Source organism: Bacillus sp. SW14 (assembly GCF_047608225.1).
Classification (GTDB): Bacteria; Bacillota; Bacilli; order Bacillales; family Bacillaceae; genus Bacillus; species Bacillus subtilis_G.
Window position 1 is genome coordinate 1,199,067 of the sequence record NZ_JBLKRW010000001.1, and the last position, 18,093, is coordinate 1,217,159.

Consider the following 18,093-nt stretch of genomic DNA (forward strand, 5'->3'; position numbering starts at 1 on the left):
CCTCCTATTTTTCCGAGGTGACTTTTTCGGCAATTTGTTTATTTACAAGCTGATTGTATGGAATGCGCTTCGGCAGTTCTCCCGATTGATCCATAATGGTTTGGAGCAGCTCCCATTCTTTTTCGTTGAGCAGAGGGTCCGGCGAATACGAATGCTGTTTTTTATAGCGGTCAATGGATGTTTCGATGACTTCTGGATCAGTATCATCAAATTCACCTTTAATGGCTTCTGTGATTTCTTTCGCAGAGTGATTTTCCACCCATTGCTGTGCCTTATAAATGGCTTTTGTAAACTTGACTGCTGTGTCTTCATGTTTCTTCAGGTAGCTTTGTTTCGCCATAAAAGTCGTATAAGGAACCTGGCCTGATTCTTCTCCGAACGAAGCCGCGATATGGCCGATGCCTTTTTTCTCAAACAGCGAAGCTTGCGGTTCAAAGAGCTGTACATAATCGCCGGTTCCAGAAGCAAATGCATTGGCGATATTGGCGAAGTCTATGTTCTGGATGAGATCAACATCCTTATGCGGGTTAATCTTATGTTTGTTCAGTACATACTCGCCGACCATTTGCGGCATGCCGCCTTTTCTTTGGCCGAGAAACGTTTTTCCTTTCAGCTGATCCCAGTCGAAGTGTTCAGCATCTTCTCTCGCGACAAGAAACGTTCCGTCTGTCTGAGTCAGCTGGGCGAAATTAATGACGGGGTCTTTAGCTCCTTGCGCTTCGACATAAATAGATGTTTCTGATCCAACAAGGGCGATGTCGGAGCCGTTTGAAAGAAGCGAGGTCATCGTTTTGTCGCCGCCCCATGTCGTGCTTACATTGACATCAAGCCCTTCTTCCTTGAAAAATCCTTTAGACTCAGCGACATATAAAGGCGCGTAAAAAATCGAATGGGTCACTTCGGCTACTTTGACTTTGGTGAGTGTTTCTTCCTGCTTGCAAGCTGCCAGAGCGATCATCAGAAATATACTGCCAACACAGGCGCATCCCAGCCTTAACCATTTGTTCACATAGACAACCTCCTTATTTAGCATCAAGTTAATATCCTTTTTTGCTTTACATATCGTATGATGGGTATAAAAATGTGTGAATGCCTAATCAGGTTCGCCGGATGTAAGTTTAGAGTAAGGAAAACATATAGAAAAGGAGGCGGCTTGCTTTGATTGTCGAGAAAAGGAGATTTCCGTCGCCAAGTCAGCATGTGCGTCTGTATACGATTTGCTATCTTTCAAATGGCTTACGGATAAAGGGGCTTCTTGCTGAGCCGGCGGCACCGGGACAGTATGACGGATTTTTATATTTGCGCGGCGGGATTAAAAGCGTGGGCATGGTTCGGCCGGGCCGGATTATCCAGTTTGCGTCCCAAGGATTTGTTGTGTTTGCTCCGTTCTACAGAGGAAATCAAGGAGGCGAGGGCAACGAGGATTTTGCCGGAGAAGACAGGGAGGATGCTTTTTCTGCTTTTCGCCTGCTCCAGCAGCATCCGAATGTCAAAAAGGACAGAATTCATATTTTCGGCTTTTCCCGCGGCGGAATGATGGGAATGCTCACTGCGATTGAAATGGGCCGGCATGCGGCTTCATTCGTTTCCTGGGGAGGCGTCAGCGATATGATCCTTACATATGAGGAGCGGCACGATTTGCGGCGAATGATGAAAAGAGTCATCGGGGGAACACCGAAAAAGGTGCCTGAGGCATATAAATGGAGAACACCGTTTGACCAAATAAACAAAATTCAGGCTCCCGTGCTGTTAATCCATGGAGAAAAAGACCAAAATGTATCGATTCGGCATTCCTATTTATTTGAAGAGAAGCTAAAACAGCTGCATAAGCCGGTGGAGACGTGGTACTACAGTAAATTCACACATTATTTTCCGCCAAAAGAAAACCGGCGTATCGTGCGGCAGCTGACACAATGGATGAAAAACCGCTGACGGTGAAATATGTTATGATAAAGAAAAAAGAGAACGAAAGGGGATTTCACTTTGGGAATGCCTGTTGAATTTAATACACTGATTGTGACAAAAGGAAAAGAAGTTCGCATAGATGAAAATATATTCACGTTGGAAAAAGATGGATATCGTGTGTGTCCGATGGAGATTCCGATGGACGTGCGTAAAACAAAGTTCGGCGAAAAGTCGGGCACAGCTGAAGTGCAGAAGCTTCAATGGGAAGACGGCCGGACCATCATTACGTACAAGCTGACGTCCCTGCATTCTGTCAATTAAAACAAGCCAAGAGCGTAAATGCTCTTGGCTTTTGCTTTTTAAACGAGAGGGCCGCCTGCTTGTGCAATGGCATCTGTATGTGCGAACTTTTTAAAATTCTCTTTGAATTCATTTGCAAGGTAGATCGCTTTTTCTCTGAATTCTTCCTTGTTGTTCCATGTGTTTTCCGGCTGAAGGATCTGATCAGGTACGCCGGGAACGTGAACCGGAATATGCAGGCCGAAAATATCGTCAGTCGTCATTTCTGCATCCTCTAATTTGCCTTCAATCGCTGCCTTGACCATCGCTCTCGTGTAAGAAAGCTTCATACGTTCGCCTGTGCCGTAGCCGCCGCCGGTCCAGCCGGTATTGACCAAGAAAACGTCTGCGCCGTGTTCATCGATCTTGTTGCCTAGCATTTCAGCATAGACATGAGCAGGAAGCGGCAGGAATGGTGAGCCGAAGCATGTGGAGAACGTCGTTTCAGGAGACGTCACACCGCGTTCGGTTCCAGCAAGCTTGCTCGTATAACCGCTCAAGAAATGGTACATCGCCTGCTCCTTCGTCAGTTTGCTGATCGGCGGCAGGACTCCGAATGCATCAGCCGTCAAAAATACAATGGCTGAAGGATGGCCTGCCATGCTTGGTGTGACGATGTTTTCAATCATATGAATCGGGTAAGCCGCCCGCGTGTTTTCGGTATAGAAGGAATCATCATAATTGGCTTCGCGTGTCTCTTCATCAACAACAACATTTTCGAGAACAGACCCGAAGCGGATCGCGTTAAAGATTTGAGGCTCCTTTTCCTCGCTTAAATGAATGCATTTGGCGTAGCACCCGCCTTCAATATTAAAGACGCCTGTGTCAGACCAGCCGTGTTCATCGTCGCCGATCAGCCTGCGGTCAGCATCGGCTGACAGGGTGGTCTTGCCTGTTCCAGATAGTCCGAAGAAAAGGGCGACATCGCCTTTTTGACCGACATTGGCAGAGCAGTGCATGGATAGAATATCTCTTTCGGGGAGCAGGAAATTCATAATAGAGAAAATGGATTTCTTCATCTCTCCGGCATACTCTGTTCCGCCGATTAAAATCGTCCGCTTTTCGAAAGAGACAATAATAAACGTTTCGGAATGTGTGCCGTCTGTTTTTGGATCTGCTTTAAAATGCGGAGCGGAAAGAATGGTAAACGGCTGTTCAACTGTTTTCTTATCATGGCCTTCCGGGCGGATAAACAGCTGTCTGGCGAATAAATTGTGCCAAGCGAACTCATTCACGACGGTAATCGGCAGTCTGTATTTTTCATCTGCTCCGGCAAATCCTTCAAAAACAAATAGCTCATCCCGCTGTTTCAGATAGCTGACAACTTTTGTGTACAGCCGCTCAAACGCTTCTTCTGAAATCGGCTGATTCACCGTACCCCAATCGATCTTATTTTTCGTGCTTTCTTCCTGCACGATGAATTTGTCTTTAGGCGAACGTCCTGTGTAAGCGCCTGTTGTCGCCCGAACGGCACCCGTGGATGTTAAAATGCCTTCGTTTCGGGACAGTGCTTTTTCTGTAAGCTGTGCTGCTGATAAATTATGACACACATTTGGACTTGTTAATAAGGCTTGTAAATCAGCGGTTAAATCAACTGAGTTCATATGAAACCTTCCTTTATCGTTTTTTGTGTTTTGCTAATTGTGAATTAGTATAACATATATTTTCAAATAGTCTATACTATTTATCGTTTTTTGTGTGTGCGTTTCCATTGTTTTCCCTTGATATAGGTGCCTATTTCTTCTGAATCATATTGACATTGCAAACCCTTTTACGATAAGATATTTCATTGAGCGGATACTCTTATCCCGAGCTGGCGGAGGGACAGGCCCTATGAAGCCCAGCAACCGGTTTCTCTGTTATTTATTAGGTTCAGCTGTGTGAGACAACCAAGGTGCTAACCTGTTGCAAGGTTGTATGATTCCTTGAGCGATAAGAGTGAAAGGCACAAAGACCAAACCCTTTCCTCGATGGAAAAGGTTTTTTTATTTCATAAAATATGCCAATTAACATTCTCTAATATAACGTTACATTGTATAAGAGGGAGCGAGTTCCGTATCATATATACAAGGTCTATCGGGAGGCCTTGTGCAGGAGGAAGCAAATCATGAGTAAAAATCGTCGTTTATTTACATCAGAATCTGTTACGGAGGGACATCCGGATAAAATCTGCGACCAGATTTCTGACAGCATTTTAGATGAAATTTTAAAGAAAGACCCTAACGCGCGTGTGGCTTGTGAAACGTCAGTGACAACCGGTTTGGTTCTTGTCAGCGGAGAGATCACAACATCTACGTATGTTGACATTCCGAAAACGGTTCGTCAAACCATTAAAGAAATCGGATACACACGTGCGAAATACGGATTTGATGCGGAAACTTGTGCGGTTTTAACATCAATTGACGAGCAGTCTGCTGATATCGCGATGGGTGTAGACCAAGCGCTTGAAGCCCGTGAAGGCACAATGAGCAATGAAGAAATTGAAGCGATCGGTGCGGGTGACCAAGGTTTAATGTTCGGTTATGCGTGCAACGAAACGAAAGAGCTTATGCCTCTTCCGATTTCACTTGCTCATAAATTGGCCCGCCGCCTGAGTGAAGTCCGTAAAGAAGATATTCTTCCGTACCTTCGCCCTGACGGCAAAACACAAGTAACCGTTGAATACGATGAAAATAACAAACCTGTCCGTATTGACGCGATTGTTATTTCAACTCAGCACCACCCTGAAATTACGCTTGAGCAAATCCAGCGCAACATTAAAGAACATGTTATCAATCCGGTTGTTCCTGAAGAGCTGATTGATGAAGAAACAAAATATTTCATCAACCCTACAGGACGTTTCGTTATCGGAGGCCCTCAAGGGGATGCGGGACTTACAGGACGCAAAATCATCGTTGATACGTACGGCGGCTATGCACGCCACGGCGGAGGCGCGTTCTCAGGCAAGGATGCGACGAAGGTAGACCGTTCTGCTGCTTATGCAGCGAGATACGTTGCGAAAAACATCGTTGCGGCTGAGCTTGCGGATTCTTGCGAAGTGCAGCTTGCTTACGCGATCGGTGTTGCACAGCCTGTGTCAATCTCAATCAACACATTCGGTTCCGGAAAAGCTTCTGAGGAAAAACTGATTGAAGTTGTTCGCAATAACTTTGATTTACGACCTGCCGGCATTATCAAAATGCTTGATTTACGCCGTCCGATCTACAAACAAACTGCTGCGTACGGCCACTTCGGACGTCACGATGTTGATCTTCCGTGGGAGCGTACAGACAAAGCGGAGCAGCTGCGCAAAGAAGCGTTAGGAGAATAATTTTATAGCCGCTTACTGGTTAAGCGGCTTTCCTTTTTTTATCGTTGTATTCATGTTTATATTTTTACATAACTGTGAAACCAAATACTATTCACAGCGTCTATAAATAGGGGTTCAATGATGACAATTTTAATTATGGAGGCAATACTATGTGTGGATTTGTCGGGGTTTTTAACAAGCATCCGTTAGCTCAAACCGCTGATCAAGAAGAACTAATCAAACAAATGAACCAAATGATCGTTCACCGCGGTCCTGACAGTGATGGATATTTCCATGATGAGCACGTTGGATTCGGATTCAGACGGCTCAGCATTATTGATGTAGAAAATGGCGGACAGCCTTTATCATATGAAGATGAAACCTATTGGATTATCTTTAACGGAGAAATCTATAACTATATTGAACTGAGAGAAGAACTTGAAGCAAAGGGGTATACATTCAACACGGATTCGGACACAGAGGTTCTTCTTGCGACTTATCGTCACTACAAAGAAGAAGCCGCGTCCAAACTGCGCGGTATGTTTGCCTTTCTGATTTGGAATAAAAACGATCATGTGCTGTATGGAGCAAGAGATCCGTTCGGCATTAAACCATTGTATTACACAACGATCAATGATCAGGTTTATTTTGCCTCAGAGAGAAAAAGTTTAATGGTTGCTCAAAATGATATTGAAATAGATAAAGAGGCATTGCAGCAGTACATGTCATTCCAATTCGTTCCTGAACCAAACACGCTTGATGCCAATGTGAAAAAAATAGAGCCGGGTTCACAGTTTACAATCCGCCCAGATGGCGATATCACATTCAAAACGTATTTCAAAGCGAACTTCAAACCAGTTCAGACTGAAGAAGATAAGCTTGTGAAAGAAGTCAGAGATGCGATCTATGACTCTGTAAATGTTCATATGAGAAGTGACGTTCCTGTCGGTTCATTCCTGTCTGGCGGAATTGATTCTTCCTTTATTGTATCTGTAGCGAAGGAATTGCATCCGAGCTTAAAAACATTCTCTGTCGGATTTGAGCAGCAGGGCTTCAGTGAAGTTGATGTAGCGAAAGAAACCGCCGCGGCGTTAGGCATTGAGAATATCAGCAAAGTCATTTCGCCTGAGGAATACATGAACGAGCTTCCAAAGATCGTATGGCATTTTGATGATCCGCTTGCTGATCCGGCAGCGATTCCATTGTACTTTGTTGCAAAAGAAGCGAAAAAACATGTAACGGTTGCTTTATCAGGTGAAGGTGCGGACGAGCTCTTCGGCGGATATAACATTTACCGTGAGCCGCTATCCCTTAAACCGTTTGAACGCATTCCGTCCGGCCTGAAAAAGATGCTTCTGCACGTTGCGGCTGTTATGCCTGAGGGCATGAGAGGAAAGAGCCTGCTTGAACGCGGCTGCACACCGCTTCAAGATCGTTACATCGGTAACGCGAAGATCTTCGAAGAGTCTGTCAAAAAACAGCTGCTGAAGCATTATAATCCGAACCTTTCATATCGCGATGTGACGAAGACTTACTTTACAGAGAGCAGCTCATACAGCGATATTAATAAAATGCAGTATGTCGATATCCACACTTGGATGCGCGGGGACATTCTGTTAAAAGCGGATAAAATGACGATGGCGAATTCTTTAGAACTCCGTGTGCCATTCTTGGATAAAGTTGTATTTGATGTTGCTTCGAAAATTCCTGATGAGCTGAAAACGAAGAACGGCACGACGAAGTATCTTCTTCGCAAAGCCGCTGAAGGAATTGTGCCTGAACACGTATTAAACCGCAAAAAGCTCGGTTTCCCTGTACCGATCCGTCATTGGCTGAAAAACGAAATGAACGAATGGGTGCGGAATATTATTCAGGAAAGCCAAACGGATGCTTATATCCACAAGGAGTATGTCCTGCAGCTTCTTGAAGACCATTGTGCGGACAAGGCAGATAACAGCCGTAAAATCTGGACTGTACTGATCTTTATGATCTGGCATAGCATCAATATCGAAAAACGCTATATGCCTGAAGAGCTGAACCATCAGCCTAAAGAAGTCATCTTTGTGTAACAGACAAGGCTTTCGATTTGTCGAAAGCCTTGTTATGATACCTTTATTTCTCCATCATTATTGATTACCAATCCGTTTTTTTCTGTTTGCGTCTTAAATATCATTGGCATTTTTAGCATTTATCTTTATTCTTATGGCTTACAGTTCTGATACAGGAGGATCCGTGATTGTCGGACCGGTTTGGTTTCTCATCTTACTTACTGTATTATGCAAAAGGTTTCCATAAGAAAAATGTCTATTGCCAGCGAACGAAATATCAGTTGACAAAAAGAGCTCACAGTGAGCTCTTTTTGTGTGTGCTCATAGAAAATCAAGAACAGGAAAGAATAGGAATGTGTTTTTGAGCGGCTGCCTACAGTTGTGAATCATGTTTTATGATAAGATAAAAGTCATACGTTTGATGCCATATGTGAATGTTTTATGGAAAAATCAAAACCCGAACGGTCATTACGCCCGGGTAACCGATGGTTATTGCTTTCAAACATAATTTGAAAAATGGTAAAGTAAGACGAAGCAGGTCTTATGTTTATTGAAGTGATTTATAGTATTGGCCCTTTGCTACATATTCCGACCGTATTCGCTGCATATCTTGCCGGTCTTCTTCCGTCAAAGGGCGGATGACTTTTGCAGGACGGCCAAAGGCGAGATGGCCAGGCGGAATGGTTTTTCCCGGCGGCACAAGACTGCCGGCACCAATAAAGGCGCCTTCGCCAATTTCGGCTCCGTCCAAGATGATTGAGCCCATGCCGATTAAGGCGTTCTTGCGGATGATAGCGCTATGAAGTGTAACCTGATGGCCTATCGTGGCGTCATCTTCAATGAGAAGCGTCCGGTTCGGGCTTTGATGGAGGCAGCTTAAATCTTGAATATTGACTCTGTTTCCGATTCTGGTCGGCGCGACATCTCCCCTTATGACAACAGAAAACCAAATGCTGGACTGTTCTCCGATAACAACATCACCGGTAATTGTTGCGTTATCAGCTACAAAGGCTGTTGGGTGGATATCTGGCATGTGTTTCTTATAAGGGTAGATCATAATATTCATCCTTCTTTCTCTATTTAAATTTCGTATGAGGTGAAGAGCATGTGGACCTGGAAAGCAGACAGACCTGTTGCAGTCATTGTGATGATTCACGGTGCAAGTGAATATCACGGACGATATAAATGGCTGATTGAAATGTGGAGATCTTCGGGTTATCACGTTGTCATGGGCGACTTGCCGGGTCAGGGAACAACGACAAGGGCAAGAGGTCATATTCGCTCATTTCAAGAATACATTGATGAAGTAGATACTTGGATAGATAAAGCACGAACCTTTGAGCTGCCGGTTTTTCTTCTTGGACACAGCATGGGCGGCCTGATCGCGATTGAATGGTTTAAACGGCAAAGAAATCCCCGGATCACGGGAATTATTTTATCATCACCGTGTCTCGGACTGCAAATTAAAGTCAATAAAGCGCTTGATCTTGCATCAAGAGGCCTAAATGTCATCGCTCCGTCGCTTAGGGTTGATTCGGGTTTATCAATTGATATGGCGACGCGTAATGAGGATGTCATCGAGGCCGACCAAAACGACTCGTTATACGTCAGGAAAGTATCTGTCAGGTGGTACAGAGAACTATTGAAAACAATTGAGTCAGCGATGGTGCCGACAGATGCGTTTTTGAGAGTGCCGCTTCTTGTGATGCAGGCAGGTGACGACAAGCTTGTTGACAAAACGATGGTGATCAAGTGGTTTTCAGGTGTTGCTTCCCGAAATAAAGCGTACAGAGAGTGGGAAGGACTTTATCATGAAATATTTAATGAACCTGAAAGAGAAGATGTCTTTAAAGCAGCAAGAGTGTTTACTGATCAATATATTTGAACGAATTGGGGGTGCATGTGTTGACAGTACCGGAACATCCTTTTGGACTGATGGCAAAAGTATATCGAGATATTTTTCCGCTCGTTCATCAAGAGCTGGACATATGGAAGCGAAAATCAGAATCAATTCATAACAGTGAATTAAAAGCACAGGCAACCGCAAGTATTCGAGACAAAACATTCCACTGTGAAGGCGGCGGCATACTGGCGTTATTATCAGGCAATCAAAAGCAAAAATGTGTCGAGTTTATCATCGCGTATCAAACGATCAGTGATTATCTGGACAATCTGTGCGACCGCAGCACCTCACTTGACCCGCAGGATTTTCGGATGCTCCACGCCTCAATGCAGGACGCACTGACAGTGGGAGCGGAGCCGCGCAATTATTATCAATTCAGAGAAGAACAGGATGACAGCGGGTATTTGCATGAATTGGTCAAAACGTGTCAGCGTGTTCTTGGTTCAATTGAGCACTACGACATGATTAAACCGTATCTGCTTGAACTATGCGGCTATTATTGCGATTTGCAGGTGCATAAGCACGTCATTGAGCATGAACGTGTTCCGAGGCTTGAGAAGTGGTTTACTCAATATGAATCAGAGCTTCCTGAGATGGAATGGTATGAATTTTCGGCTTGTGCAGGCTCTACATTAGGCATTTTCTGTCTTGTTGCGTATTCATTCCAGCCTGATTTCACGGAAACAACCGCTAAAAAAATTCACAATAGTTATTTTCCTTACATACAAGGTCTTCACATTCTGCTCGATTATTTGATTGATCAGGAGGAGGACTTGCTGGAAGGGGACTTGAATTTCTGCTCGTATTATCAGTCGCATGAAGAAATGATGAAGCGGCTTGAACACTTTATCCGAAAAGCCGATGAACATTTGCACGGCATTCCGCATGAAAACTTCCATCGTTTAATCAATCGCGGCTTGCTGGGCGTTTATTTGTCAGATGATAAAGTGGCGGGCCAAAAGGAAATGGGCCGGCTCGCGAAGAAGCTGATCAAAGCCAGCGGAAAAACCTCCTTTTTCTTTTATATCAACGGCAGAGCCTATCGAAAATTTCAAAAAATAGCTTGGATGAAAAACTCAAAGAAAAAAGCTCAAATCATTTGCTGATTTGAGCTTTTTTTTCAATGGCGACAATAAATGGCGGATCATTTTGCTGATTGATAAATCCATAAGTTAACACACGGGCTGCTTGCTGATCCAAGTCTCGGCAAAAATCGAGCACGTCGTTTTTTTCAGCTTTGCCTTCCGGGTGGCCATGATAAACAACCAGAACAATCAAGCCCTCATCTTTCACGATGCTTAGAAGCTGTTCAATCGCTTTGATGGTTGAATTTCCGTTGGTCGTAACCGACTTGTCCCCGCCCGGCAGATAGCCAAGGTTAAACACAGCGGCAGCCACTTTGCCATGTGTTTCAGGAGGGAGGGATTCAGCGATTTTGTCATGGCTTTTGTGAAATAACGTTGTTCGCCCTTGATATGTCTTACCGAGCCGTTCCTTCGTGTTGGACACGGCTGATCCTTGGATGTCAAAAGCGTACACATGGCCGTTTTCACCGACGAGCTCCGCTAAAAACTGCGTATCATGGCCGTTGCCCATCGTTGCATCTATGACGATATCTCCTTCCCCCGCTGCCATTTTCAGCAGTTCTTTACTGTAAGGAAGGATTTTTTTCAAAATCATAGAGCTGATTCCTCCTCAAGATGTTGGAAGAACTTCCCTTGATAGCTGCCGCGATTTTCAAGTTCTTTATTAATGGCGCCTAGTACTTCCCATTTGTTGACGCTCCACATTGGCCCGATCATCAACTCAATTGGTCCGTCACCTGTAATGCGGTGGACGATCATTTCCGGCGGAATGATCTCAAGCTGATCACAAACGAGCTGCACATATTCATCTTGAGAAAGGAAATCCAGTTTTCCCTTTTCATATTGCTTGACCATCGGCGTGCCTTTCAATAGGTGCAGCAGGTGGATTTTAATGCCCTGGACGTCCAAATCTGCGACGGCCTTTGCGGTTTCCATCATCATGTCCCGGTCTTCCAAAGGCAGTCCGTTGATAATATGGGAGCAGACACGTATGCCGTGTTTTCTTAACTTATTGACGCCTTCCACATAACAGTTAAAATCATGTGCGCGGTTGATCAGAAGAGCAGTCCGTTCATGAACCGTTTGAAGCCCAAGCTCTACCCACAAATACGTGCGGTCATTCAGTTCTGCCAAATAGTCAACGACATCATCGGGCAGACAGTCCGGACGTGTGGCGATCGAAATGCCGACCACATCGTCTAGGGCCAGGACAGATTCAAATTTCTCACGAAGCACCTCAACCGGCGCGTGAGTATTGGTGAAGGCCTGAAAATAAGCGATGTATTTTCCGTCCTTCCATTTTTCGTGCATGCGGTTTTTGATGTCATGGAATTGCGTAATTAAATCATCGGCCCGGTTTCCGGCAAAATCGCCTGAACCTGCTGCGCTGCAAAAAGTGCAGCCGCCGTGGGCAACGGTGCCGTCCCGATTCGGACAGTCAAAGCCGCCGTCTAGCGCCACTTTAAACACCTTATGGCCGAAATGTTCTCTAAGATGATAATTCAATGTATGATAGCGTTTTTCCGTATTTGAATAAGGAAAAGGATTGTTCTGCATCACAATTCATGTGCCTCCTTGCGTACAATTGCATCCTAAAATTGTAGCACGAAAGAAGATACGGGACAAACTAATTCCATACGTAAACGTTATAAGGAACTTGTTTTTTCTTGCTTCACTCTTTGTTTTCTTGGAGATATATCACTGAATAGAGAAAAAATAATTCCAAGTACAAGAATAATGCTGCCAATCTTAAACGTAAAGTTGAAGCTGTCACTGATTTTCTCGTTATAAAGTCCTGCTATTTTGTCCTGAAGAATGATGACTTGCTCTCTTTGCTTTTTAAACGTTTCTTTAACTGTATCTTTGTATGGCTTGGGTGTTTTAGAGAGAAGTTCTTCTTCTTTTTGATTTAGTTCTTTCATTGTTTTTTCCTGGTCAAATGTGTTACTGTCTGACTGGCGCAAATGGGCGATCATTTCTTTTTTGGCCATTTCATCAAATGCAGGATTATCTTCAGTAATTTTTACAGCTTCTTTTGTCGCGGAATCTACATGATGATTGATGCTTGTTGTTAGGACACTAGTAAGAATAGCGATCCCAACTGCTTGTCCTACAGTCCTCATCATATTTAAAATCCCTGATGCGATACCGATTTTTTCTGTGGGAATTAACCGAATTCCTGAACCCATAGCAGGCCCAATGATAAGTCCTAAAGCTAAGCCGGATATACATAGAAGAATGATTACAAATGAAATAGAACTGTCATATCTTATATAACTATAGAAGTAAGTAGATATTGTTAACCCCGTCATACCTAAACAAGAAAATAAAGCGCCTCCTAGTTTATCCGATAACTTTCCAGATAGAACAGAGGTAAACATAGAAGATAAAGCTAAAACAGATACAATTAGACCTGCCTCTAATTCTGTTTTTCCCATTAGATTAGTAAGCAGTAAAGTGATGATAAGAGTTCCGCTCGTTAGTCCTAACCCTTGCATAAAAAGTGTTAATGAACTAAAAGTGAATGTCTTTACCTTTAGCATTGATAAAGGGATCATTGGGTATTTTATTATTGATTCAATATAGAAGAATAATATCAGTAATAACATTGATACACTCATAAAAATAAGAAATGTGGAAGATGTCCAGCCTAAATCTGATACTTTAGCAAAACCAAATGTTAAACAGAATAGAGCTCCAGATAAAATGAGCATACCAATATAATCAACTTTTTTATTGACTGAGTTATCATAGCTTTCCGTTATGAATATAGCAGCAAAAAAGATAGCGATAATGCCTAGAGGAATATTGATGAAAAATATAGATTGCCAATTAAAATTTTCAGTTAACAATCCACCGAGAACAGGGCCTAATGTCGCGGCAAGCCCTGAAAAAGCTCCCCAAATTCCAATAATCATTCCTTTTTTTTCTTCGGGGACAATTTCGAGAGCAATTGGCATTGTTACTGGAACAATAAAAGCAGCTGATAAGCCTTGAATGACTCGAACTGCAATCAGCATTTCAATGGACCCACTTATACACGCCAGAAATGATGTGAAAATAAAAAGGGCTAGCCCAAATATAAATGCTTTTTTTCTTCCAAAATGATCAGCTAATTTAGATGCAGCAACTAACATAACAGCGAATGCTAGTGTATAGCCTGTAGCAACCCAGGCCACTTGAGATAGTGTGCAGGAAAAATCAGATAACATTTCAGGCAGTGCGATGTTTACTATCGTTGTATCCATTACAGAAATAAATGTGCCTATCAATAAAGATATTAATGATAATTGATTTTTAAATTTCATCTGTGCCTCCTAATTTAGATTATGATCTAACTGTTGTTTCATCATCATCTAATAATAGGAAATCTCCTTGTATTTGTCAATCGCTCGGAATAACCGAATGAATGATTTATAATAATATAACTGGGTTCGAAAGGAGTTTTACACATGGAGGTAAAAGTGAATGACACAGTGTCAGGGTTTTTAGATAAAATATCTGCTTTACTTTTTGTTAAACATGAATCATTTTATAAGGAATACTGGCAAAAACTAAATGTGAAAATAGAGGTTGAGTATTTTCAAGCATTAGAAGAATTAAAAGGAATTAAAAAAGATTACAGTGAGTTTTTGGACTTTTATTTCAGTAGTTTTCGTCAGTATGGGGATGTTGTAAACGGCAATATTTTTTGTTTAGCAACAACTTTTTTTAGAATTTCTGATCTTTATGATAAAAACTTTTATGACATTATTCAGATGTTGAGAGAAAGCCCTGAAGAAAAGATAAGAATGAATATCGCCGAGTCACTCTTATACTTAGAGGGACAGTCAAGTGCAGGTGAGGAGGGGTATGCAGAAACTCAAGAGGAATTTTTTCTTTTGCTAAAAAAACTAGCGATTACCAGTGAATCAAAATGGAATGTATTTGAGGTTATAAAGCAGCCAACAGCTTATATACAATCTTTTTGTGAAACATTATTGAAAATCAATGAACAGCTTGATAAAGCTTTATCAAAATTGAGCTCTCAACAGAAAAAGTGGATTGCTCAGTTAAACAAAATGGAAAAGGACCTTCCGATACATATTATTGAAACCATCAAAGGAAAGCATTATTTGGACAATTGTGACGTTTATATGTATCCTATTCTAAATCCATTTACTGCGATTGTTGCAAAAAATAGAAATGTAATTTATTTAGGACTTGGTTACTCAGCTGATACATTTTTTATAACCCAAAATGATGAAACTGTTGAAAAAATGATTGGTATTTTGAAACTACTTTCAGATAAAAGTAAATTTAAAATTCTTATGCTCCTGAGGAATAAAAAATTATACGCAAACGAAATAGCTGAATCCTTACAGCTGTCAAACGCAACAATTTCACATCATATGAGAATATTGGCTGTTCATGGATTGGTTCATACAACACGAATACAAAATAGAACTTACTATTATTTAGACGCAGAAACCGTTCGTTTGCTATTGCATGATTTGCATCATAGCCTGATGGTAAATGATTAATATTAGGCTATCCACAAAACCATGATCAATTCGTTATATGTAAATAAAGAATTGGGTTGTTTACCTAGAAAAACTGCTCATGACATAATTTTTTGGAAGCAAACTATAGGTGATTCTTCTTCTTAGGAGGGGTTACTGTGGCAACAAGACAATCAGTAGATGAACATCTCCAGCAATGTATGCAGGCGTATGATGATGCTGAAGAACAGCTTAAACTCGCTTCAAAACAAGAGCATTATAACGACCAAGAATACAGTGACGCGCAAATGCAGCTTGAAAATGCGGTAAATGCTTTAAATAAGCTGTGGCTGTCGTCAAATGACCAGCAGAGAGAACAGCTGTACAGAATGAGGCTTCAGCTTCAAGCTTTACAAAATAATATGATCCTGCATCACCCTCTTGATGTGTAAGAAACGGACCCTTTTGACTAAGGGTCCGTTTTTTTGTAAAAAAAGGATTGACTTTAGGCGTAAAAGTATTTATTGTATTGAGTGTACTAATTGATGTAATACACTATAGACACTTCAAGATAGATTAGTCATTTATTTAGTTTGAAATGAAGGAGGCAGTTATGAAACATAAAAAACGAAACAAACGTAACTTGCCGATGCTGATCGCGGCATCTGTGATCGCTTGTTCTTTTTTTCTTGTTCTAGTGATGATCGGTTTTGAATGGCAAAAAAGTATAATTGATCAGTTTTATTTATAAAAGGTTCAGATCGTATAGAAAGTAGGGAAGTAAATGATTCAAATCGATCCAAGAAGCTCAACACCCATTTACGAACAAATCATTCAGCAAATGAAAGAGCTTTGTTTAAAAGGGATCATGGAGCCCGGTGATAAGCTTCCTTCTGTCAGAGAATTGGCGACGATCATTATTGCGAATCCGAACACTGTCAGCAAAGCGTACAAAGAGCTTGAGCGTGAAGGGATTATCGAGACGCTGCGGGGCAGAGGGACCTATATTTCGGAGCAAGCGAAAACAACTTTGGTTGAAGGGAAGATGACGATGATTAAAGAGCAACTTAAACAGCTCATCATCGATGCCCATTATGCAGGGGTTGAGCTGGAAAAACTGCAGGAATGGATGAAGGAAATCAGCATGGATGTGAAAGGAGGGCAAGAGGATGATTGAATTACGGCAGCTGTCAAAAACGATTGACGGCAATCAAGTATTAAAAGATGTTTCATTAACGATTGAAAAAGGAGAAATCTTCGGGCTGCTCGGCCGCAATGGGTCAGGCAAAACGACGATGCTCCGTTTAATCCAGCAAATCATTTTCGCAGACAGCGGGACGATTTTGTTTGACGGCGTAGAAATCAAAAAGCATCCGAAGGTCAAACAAAATATGATCTACATGCCCGTTCAAAACCCTTTCTACGACAAGTATACATATAAGCAGCTTGTCGACATCCTGAGAAGAATTTATCCGAAATTTGACGTCACGTACGCGAATGAGTTGATGAATAGATACGAAATTCCAGAAACGAAAAAGTACCGTGAGCTGTCGACGGGCCTGAAAAAACAGCTGTCGCTCGTTCTGTCGTTTGCGGCGAGACCGGCGCTGATTCTCCTTGATGAGCCGACGGATGGAATAGACGCGGTGACAAGGCATGATGTGCTCCAGCTGATGGTCGATGAAGTGGCGGAGCGTGATACGAGCATCCTTATCACCTCCCACCGGCTTGAGGACATAGAGCGGATGTGCAACCGAATCGGTTTTCTCGAAGATAACAGGCTGACGAATGTGATGGATCTTGATGAGCTAAAAGAAGAATACATCAAAATTCAAATGGCGTTTGATACAGATGTCAACTTGGAGATCAGAGAACAAAACATTCCGATGCTCGATCAAGCCGGCGTGTTCTATACGGTCCTGATTCCGAAAAGTGACGAGGAGAAAATGAGCTTTTTAAGAGAACTGAAGCCAAAAGTGTGGAACGAGCTTCCTGTCAACTTGGAAGAAGTGTTCATTGCGAAGTTTGGAGGGAAGCGGAGATGGTAGACCGAGGTCTCCTCTATCGAGAGTGGAAACAGAATCAAGTGGTGATTTTGCTTAGTATTGTGTTTTTAGTGTTTGCAAATCCTTTAACGGTTTATCACACATATTCAATCAGTCAGGCATGTCTAGCGCATTCAGATCCACAATATTGTGCTTTCACCCTAAATTACCACATAAACAGTAACATTCAAATCAATTGGGTGATAGGAATTATATTAGCAGTTTGCTTGATCGGGCTTGAACGTTCGAAAGGCACAATTGATTTCTTGTTAAGTCTACCGTATACAAGAAGTAAAATTTTTCAAACGAAATTTTGGTTAGGCGCTGTTGTTATTGTATTTGCACAATTAATTGGGTTTTTATTGGCATGGTTGCTTATTTTAATCTTAAAACCCGAACAGGTAAACTATTTTGAACATGGAAGCATTGGTATGATCATCACCAGCTTTATGTTTTATTCATTAGTAATGGCCGCTGGGACATTAGCTGGGAATGCTTTTGCTCAGTTGTTGACAGCTTTTGCAACTGCGATATTGCCATACTTAATTATCACGTTGCCGATTTATCATATAGGCATCCTTTCAGGGATTCAAGCTTGGAATTTTTTCTCTTATGAATTTGACCATAAACTGATGGACTTTACACCAATTTTTTATGCGGATTCAAGTTGGGTGTCGGAGAGTAAATATTTATTGCTTATTCCTGCAGTGATGAGTATTCTCTTTTATCTCATTGCATCCATCAGTTTTAAAAAAAATCATATTGAACGAAATGGACACTTCTTTTTGTGGAGAAAATTGGATAGGCCTATACAGATCCTTGTCATTGTGTTAGGTATCCTTGGTTTCGGTTTAGTGGGGTATTCTACAGGCAAATCCATAGTGGGTTATATTATCGGAATGATTATCGGGGGAGTCATAGGGTTTTTGATCAGTTATTTTTCCATCTATAAAAAAATAAGACATTAGAAACGGCTCAGAGTTTGGAGGGGAATACAA

General features: G+C 42.1%; 18 protein-coding genes, 1 pseudogene and 1 riboswitch. Of the genes and pseudogenes, 13 read left to right on the forward strand and 6 right to left on the reverse strand.

Annotated elements, in window-relative coordinates:
- Positions 1–4: 4 nt before the first annotated feature.
- Positions 5–1,009, reverse strand: coding sequence for an ABC transporter substrate-binding protein (locus tag ACMX2I_RS06155; RefSeq protein WP_148962418.1), 1,005 nt, complete (start codon positions 1,007–1,009; stop codon positions 5–7).
- Between the two features lie 149 nt (positions 1,010–1,158).
- Here ACMX2I_RS06155 and ACMX2I_RS06160 point away from each other — a divergent pair, with 149 nt between their 5' ends.
- Positions 1,159–1,932, forward strand: coding sequence for a prolyl oligopeptidase family serine peptidase (locus ACMX2I_RS06160; protein ID WP_333562057.1), 774 nt, complete (start codon positions 1,159–1,161; stop codon positions 1,930–1,932).
- Between the two features lie 51 nt (positions 1,933–1,983).
- Positions 1,984–2,226, forward strand: a complete 243-nt coding sequence (locus ACMX2I_RS06165; RefSeq protein WP_414956462.1) for a DUF2584 domain-containing protein — start codon at positions 1,984–1,986, stop codon at positions 2,224–2,226.
- A gap of 38 nt (positions 2,227–2,264) precedes the next feature.
- On the opposite strand, the gene pckA is transcribed toward ACMX2I_RS06165, so the two are convergent.
- Complete coding sequence (pckA, locus tag ACMX2I_RS06170; protein WP_414956463.1) at positions 2,265–3,848, reverse strand: phosphoenolpyruvate carboxykinase (ATP); 1,584 nt, start codon at positions 3,846–3,848, stop codon at positions 2,265–2,267.
- Positions 3,849–4,044: 196 nt separating this feature from the next.
- Positions 4,045–4,183, forward strand: a riboswitch (SAM riboswitch).
- Between the two features lie 168 nt (positions 4,184–4,351).
- Here pckA and metK point away from each other — a divergent pair.
- The 3 genes and pseudogenes from metK to ACMX2I_RS06185 form a co-directional block, all read left to right on the forward strand.
- Positions 4,352–5,554: a methionine adenosyltransferase gene (gene metK / locus ACMX2I_RS06175; RefSeq protein ID WP_414956464.1), complete on the forward strand. Its 1,203-nt coding sequence runs from the start codon at positions 4,352–4,354 to the stop codon at positions 5,552–5,554.
- 149 nt (positions 5,555–5,703) lie between these two features.
- Positions 5,704–7,602, forward strand: a complete 1,899-nt coding sequence (gene asnB / locus ACMX2I_RS06180; RefSeq protein ID WP_087992897.1) for an asparagine synthase (glutamine-hydrolyzing) — start codon at positions 5,704–5,706, stop codon at positions 7,600–7,602.
- Between the two features lie 97 nt (positions 7,603–7,699).
- Positions 7,700–7,866, forward strand: a pseudogene (locus tag ACMX2I_RS06185) (amino acid permease); the annotation flags it as partial.
- 262 nt (positions 7,867–8,128) lie between these two features.
- On the opposite strand, the gene ACMX2I_RS06190 reads toward ACMX2I_RS06185, so the two are convergent.
- The gene (locus ACMX2I_RS06190; protein WP_414958301.1) at positions 8,129–8,638 is read right to left on the reverse strand and encodes a gamma carbonic anhydrase family protein; all 510 of its coding nucleotides are present in this window, start codon (positions 8,636–8,638) and stop codon (positions 8,129–8,131) included.
- A 48-nt stretch (positions 8,639–8,686) separates the two neighbouring features.
- Here ACMX2I_RS06190 and ytpA point away from each other — a divergent pair, with 48 nt between their 5' ends.
- Both ytpA and tbcS read left to right on the forward strand, forming a co-directional pair.
- Entirely contained in the window at positions 8,687–9,466 is a 780-nt protein-coding gene (ytpA, locus tag ACMX2I_RS06195; protein ID WP_414956465.1) for a phospholipase YtpA, read from the forward strand.
- Between the two features lie 20 nt (positions 9,467–9,486).
- Complete coding sequence (gene tbcS / locus ACMX2I_RS06200) at positions 9,487–10,590, forward strand: tetraprenyl-beta-curcumene synthase (protein ID WP_414958302.1); 1,104 nt, start codon at positions 9,487–9,489, stop codon at positions 10,588–10,590.
- On the opposite strand, the gene ACMX2I_RS06205 is transcribed toward tbcS, so the two are convergent.
- From ACMX2I_RS06205 to ACMX2I_RS06215, 3 genes are all read right to left on the reverse strand, one after another.
- Positions 10,580–11,164, reverse strand: coding sequence for a class I SAM-dependent methyltransferase (locus ACMX2I_RS06205; RefSeq protein WP_414956466.1), 585 nt, complete (start codon positions 11,162–11,164; stop codon positions 10,580–10,582). The two genes, tbcS and ACMX2I_RS06205, sit on opposite strands and share 11 nt — an antisense overlap.
- Positions 11,161–12,129, reverse strand: a complete 969-nt coding sequence (locus ACMX2I_RS06210) for a TIGR01212 family radical SAM protein (protein ID WP_414956467.1) — start codon at positions 12,127–12,129, stop codon at positions 11,161–11,163. The genes ACMX2I_RS06205 and ACMX2I_RS06210 overlap by 4 nt, the downstream gene beginning before the upstream one ends.
- 86 nt (positions 12,130–12,215) lie before the next feature.
- Complete coding sequence (locus ACMX2I_RS06215; RefSeq protein WP_414956468.1) at positions 12,216–13,877, reverse strand: MFS transporter; 1,662 nt, start codon at positions 13,875–13,877, stop codon at positions 12,216–12,218.
- Positions 13,878–14,021: 144 nt separating this feature from the next.
- On the opposite strand from ACMX2I_RS06215, the gene ACMX2I_RS06220 reads away from it, so the two are divergent.
- The 6 genes from ACMX2I_RS06220 to ACMX2I_RS06245 all read left to right on the forward strand — a co-directional run bounded on the left by ACMX2I_RS06220 (position 14,022) and on the right by ACMX2I_RS06245 (position 18,063).
- Entirely contained in the window at positions 14,022–15,092 is a 1,071-nt protein-coding gene (locus ACMX2I_RS06220) for an ArsR/SmtB family transcription factor (protein WP_414956469.1), read from the forward strand.
- A gap of 137 nt (positions 15,093–15,229) precedes the next feature.
- On the forward strand, positions 15,230–15,502 hold the full coding sequence (locus ACMX2I_RS06225) for a YtzC family protein (RefSeq protein WP_087992891.1): 273 nt from the start codon (positions 15,230–15,232) through the stop codon (positions 15,500–15,502).
- A 161-nt stretch (positions 15,503–15,663) separates the two neighbouring features.
- Positions 15,664–15,801, forward strand: coding sequence for a hypothetical protein (locus tag ACMX2I_RS06230; protein ID WP_003223326.1), 138 nt, complete (start codon positions 15,664–15,666; stop codon positions 15,799–15,801).
- Between the two features lie 33 nt (positions 15,802–15,834).
- Positions 15,835–16,227 carry a GntR family transcriptional regulator gene (locus ACMX2I_RS06235; RefSeq protein ID WP_394715674.1) on the forward strand — a complete coding sequence of 131 codons (393 nt, stop codon included), beginning with the start codon at positions 15,835–15,837 and terminating at the stop codon, positions 16,225–16,227.
- Positions 16,220–17,098, forward strand: coding sequence for an ABC transporter ATP-binding protein YtrB (gene ytrB / locus ACMX2I_RS06240; protein ID WP_394715675.1), 879 nt, complete (start codon positions 16,220–16,222; stop codon positions 17,096–17,098). The genes ACMX2I_RS06235 and ytrB overlap by 8 nt, the downstream gene beginning before the upstream one ends.
- Positions 17,092–18,063 (forward strand): ABC transporter permease subunit, encoded by a 972-nt coding sequence (locus ACMX2I_RS06245; RefSeq protein ID WP_414956470.1) that lies wholly within the window; start codon positions 17,092–17,094, stop codon positions 18,061–18,063. The genes ytrB and ACMX2I_RS06245 overlap by 7 nt, the downstream gene beginning before the upstream one ends.
- Positions 18,064–18,093 lie beyond the last annotated feature (30 nt).

What these genes read in the sequence shown, in the direction of transcription:
- pckA (WP_414956463.1), bottom strand. Translation starts at nt 3,848, where the DNA reads ATGAACTCAGTTGATTTAACCGCTGATTTACAAGCCTTATTAACAAGT.
- metK (WP_414956464.1), top strand. Translation starts at nt 4,352, where the DNA reads ATGAGTAAAAATCGTCGTTTATTTACATCAGAATCTGTTACGGAGGGA.
- asnB (WP_087992897.1), top strand. Translation starts at nt 5,704, where the DNA reads ATGTGTGGATTTGTCGGGGTTTTTAACAAGCATCCGTTAGCTCAAACC.
- ACMX2I_RS06190 (WP_414958301.1), bottom strand. Translation starts at nt 8,638, where the DNA reads ATGATCTACCCTTATAAGAAACACATGCCAGATATCCACCCAACAGCC.
- ytpA (WP_414956465.1), top strand. Translation starts at nt 8,687, where the DNA reads ATGTGGACCTGGAAAGCAGACAGACCTGTTGCAGTCATTGTGATGATT.
- ACMX2I_RS06205 (WP_414956466.1), bottom strand. Translation starts at nt 11,164, where the DNA reads ATGATTTTGAAAAAAATCCTTCCTTACAGTAAAGAACTGCTGAAAATG.
- ACMX2I_RS06215 (WP_414956468.1), bottom strand. Translation starts at nt 13,877, where the DNA reads ATGAAATTTAAAAATCAATTATCATTAATATCTTTATTGATAGGCACA.
- ACMX2I_RS06220 (WP_414956469.1), top strand. Translation starts at nt 14,022, where the DNA reads ATGGAGGTAAAAGTGAATGACACAGTGTCAGGGTTTTTAGATAAAATA.
- ACMX2I_RS06230 (WP_003223326.1), top strand. Translation starts at nt 15,664, where the DNA reads ATGAAACATAAAAAACGAAACAAACGTAACTTGCCGATGCTGATCGCG.
- ACMX2I_RS06235 (WP_394715674.1), top strand. Translation starts at nt 15,835, where the DNA reads ATGATTCAAATCGATCCAAGAAGCTCAACACCCATTTACGAACAAATC.
- ytrB (WP_394715675.1), top strand. Translation starts at nt 16,220, where the DNA reads ATGATTGAATTACGGCAGCTGTCAAAAACGATTGACGGCAATCAAGTA.
- ACMX2I_RS06245 (WP_414956470.1), top strand. Translation starts at nt 17,092, where the DNA reads ATGGTAGACCGAGGTCTCCTCTATCGAGAGTGGAAACAGAATCAAGTG.